Source organism: Arthrobacter sp. Hiyo1 (assembly GCF_001263615.2).
Classification (GTDB): domain Bacteria; phylum Actinomycetota; class Actinomycetes; order Actinomycetales; family Micrococcaceae; genus Arthrobacter.
The window spans coordinates 34,945-37,651 of record NZ_DF952474.1; the positions used below are offsets into that span (position 1 = coordinate 34,945).

At 62.9% G+C, this 2,707-nt stretch carries 3 protein-coding genes and 1 pseudogene; all 4 read right to left on the reverse strand.

Going from position 1 to position 2,707, the window contains the following annotated elements; genetic code table 11:
* Positions 1-46 precede the first annotated feature (46 nt).
* Positions 47-961, reverse strand: a complete 915-nt coding sequence (locus AHiyo1_RS17560) for an ABC transporter substrate-binding protein (protein WP_059389394.1) — start codon at positions 959-961, stop codon at positions 47-49.
* Positions 962-1,147: 186 nt separating this feature from the next.
* Positions 1,148-1,804 carry an ABC transporter permease gene (locus tag AHiyo1_RS17565; RefSeq protein ID WP_253257428.1) on the reverse strand — a complete coding sequence of 219 codons (657 nt, stop codon included), beginning with the start codon at positions 1,802-1,804 and terminating at the stop codon, positions 1,148-1,150.
* Positions 1,801-2,451 (reverse strand): ABC transporter permease, encoded by a 651-nt coding sequence (locus AHiyo1_RS17570; protein ID WP_059389395.1) that lies wholly within the window; start codon positions 2,449-2,451, stop codon positions 1,801-1,803. Before AHiyo1_RS17570 ends, AHiyo1_RS17565 begins: the two co-directional genes overlap by 4 nt.
* Positions 2,448-2,707, reverse strand: a pseudogene (locus tag AHiyo1_RS17575) (glycine/betaine ABC transporter ATP-binding protein); the annotation flags it as partial. The pseudogene AHiyo1_RS17575 and the gene AHiyo1_RS17570, both read right to left, overlap by 4 nt.

The window sequence follows — 2,707 nt, forward strand, 5'->3', positions numbered from 1 at the left end:
TTCTTCGTACTCCTTGGTGAGCGGGACTAGTTGCTTCGTGCTCGAACTAGGCCAAGTTCTTGGACTTGAGCCAGTCCTGGGCGATCTGTCCCATGTCCTCGAACTTGGCGGTCCTGCCGTTCATCTGGATCAGGTCATCGGTGGTCAACGCGGCAGATACCTTGTCCAGCACGCCCTTGACGGTGTCGCTGGCCTTCTTCTGGTTGATGACGGGAACGATGTTCTCGGACAAGAACAGATTCTTGTTGTCTTCCAAGGCAACCAGGTTGTTGGCGGCGATGGCGGGATCGGTGCTGAAGAGGTCGGCAACCTGTACCTGACCGGAAAGGAGGGCGTTCAGCGTGAGCGGACCGCCGGCGTCGAGCGCTGAGAACTCCTTGAAGTCGAGGTTGTAGACGGACTTCAGGCCGGCAACGCCGTTAATACGGGTCTTCCACTCCGGCGGGCCGCCCAGGACGAGGTCCTTGGCAGCAGGCTGAAGGTCGCTGATGGACTTGAGGTTGTACTTGTCGGCGGTTTCTTTCTTGACCGCCAAGACGTCCTTGTCCTGTGCCTTGGATGCCGTCAGCTGCGTGAGACCGGACGGAATCTTGGTGCTCAGCTCTTTGGTGACCTCATCCGAGGTTACCGCTTTGGTGGAGGCATCGAGGTACTGCAGCAGCGCGCCGCCATACTCCGGCATGAGGTCGATGGAACCGTCCTTCAGTGCCGGGATGGTGACTTCGCGGCTGCCGATGCTGGGCTTCTCCGTGACCTGGACGCCCTTCGACTTGAGGGCCTCGGCGTAGATCTTGGCAATGAGCTGGCTTTCCGGGAAATCCGCGGAGCCGACGATGATGCTGTCCGTCGATCCTGCGGCCTGGGAGTTGTTGTTGGTGGAGCTCATGGGATCCCCACCACAAGCGCTCAGGGCGATGGCGGTGGCAGCCGCCAGGGCGAAACCAGTCAGGTACTTTTTCATGTCAATTCTCTCTGGGAGGGCCGTTGCAGGGCATGCGGTGGCCAAGTGGGGGTGGTTTGAACGGTGTTGCCGCCGTAGGGCAGGGCGCCCGACGGCGATGAAGCGGAGGAGCTGCTTAGACCGTGACGGGGGTTTTCACGGTGTCAGCCGCCGCGGCGGGGGCGGCCGCCTTGACGGTGCGCCGGGTCAGTCCGGGTGAGACGACCTGCGGGTGATGAAGGCAAGCAACTGGTCGAAGAACAGGGCCAACAGCGCAACCAGTACGGCACCGGCAACCATCTGGCTGTAATCGTTCTGGGCCTTGCCGTCGATCAGCAGCCGTCCAAGGCCGCCGAGCGAAATGTACGCTGCGATGGTCGCTGTCGAGATGATCTGCAGCAGTGCGCTGCGGACGCCGGACAACATGAGCGGGAGGGAGCAAGGGAGCTGGATGTCCGTGAGGATCTTCATGGTGCGGAAGCCCATGCCCTTGGCGGCGTCGACGGCGGCAGCGTCCACCGCGCGGACACCGGCGTACGTGTTGGTCAGGATGGGTGGGACCGCGAGGAGCACCAGGACGATGAGGCTCGGCAGGATGTAGCCCATTTTGGACGGGAACGCGGGCGAGATCAGCAGGACCAACAGAATCAGCAGGCCCACGCTGGGGAGGGCGCGGAGGGCGTTGGCCAGGCCCGCGATCATGAAGACGCCCTTGCCTGTGACTCCGATGTAGATACCGAGCGGAACGGCGATGATGGCCGCGACGACGAGGGCAATGAGGGAGTAGAGCAGGTGTTCGCCAATCAGGGTGGGGATGCCGTCGGCGCCGCTCCAGTGTGCGGGATTGAACAAGTAGTTGATCATGATGCCACCACCTTGGGGGTCCACGGTGTCAGCCACCGGTTAAGGAGGATGATCAGTCCGTCAAGGATCATGGCCAGGACCACGCAGAGGATGATGCCGGCGATGATCGGGGTGAAGAACCGCAACTGGAAGCCTTGGGTGAAGAGCGAGCCGAGCTGCGGGATGCCGAGCAATGCTGCCACGGAAACAAGGCTCACATTGGAGACTGCCGCGACGCGGAGTCCGGCACTGATGACCGGGACGCCCACGGGTAGCTCCACTTTCACCAGGCTCTGGTATCCGCGGTAGCCCATCGCCTTGGCGGCTTGGACCGTGTCTTCCGGCACGGAATCCAGGGCGTCGGCTACGACGCGTACCAGCAGCGCCACGGTATAGATGGTCAGAGCTGCCACGATGTTGAGGGGATCCAGGATCTTGGTGCCAAGGACCAGCGGCAACAGGACGAACAGGGCGAGGGAAGGGACTGTGTAAAGCAGGCCCGCCACGCCTACCAGAAGGGGATAGATCCGGCGGCTGCGGTGTGCCCACCAGCCAAGGGGCAATGCGATCAGCAGGCCGAGGATAAGGGGAGTGACGGCGAGCAGCACGTGCCAACCGAGGAGGAAGACGATGTTGTCGGACTGACGGCCGAGCCATTCAAAGTTCATCGCGCCGTCTCCAAGTGCGGCTCGGCCTCGATCGCCTTGACGACGTCGGTGGCCGTCACTGTGCCGATAAGCTCGCCGTGTTCGTTGACGACGACGCCGCGCCGGCTGGGGGAGGAAAGTGCGGCGTCGAGCAACTGGCGCATGGTCCCGGACGACGACGCGGAGGTGCCGCTGAGGTTGAGGTGCTCCCTCGTCAGCTCGCCCTTGATGAGGTCCGCTTGTGCCCAGCCGAGCGGCTTCCGCAGCGGGTCGACCA

What these genes read in the sequence shown, in the direction of transcription:
- AHiyo1_RS17560 (WP_059389394.1), bottom strand. Translation starts at nt 961, where the DNA reads ATGAAAAAGTACCTGACTGGTTTCGCCCTGGCGGCTGCCACCGCCATC.
- AHiyo1_RS17565 (WP_253257428.1), bottom strand. Translation starts at nt 1,804, where the DNA reads ATGATCAACTACTTGTTCAATCCCGCACACTGGAGCGGCGCCGACGGC.
- AHiyo1_RS17570 (WP_059389395.1), bottom strand. Translation starts at nt 2,451, where the DNA reads ATGAACTTTGAATGGCTCGGCCGTCAGTCCGACAACATCGTCTTCCTC.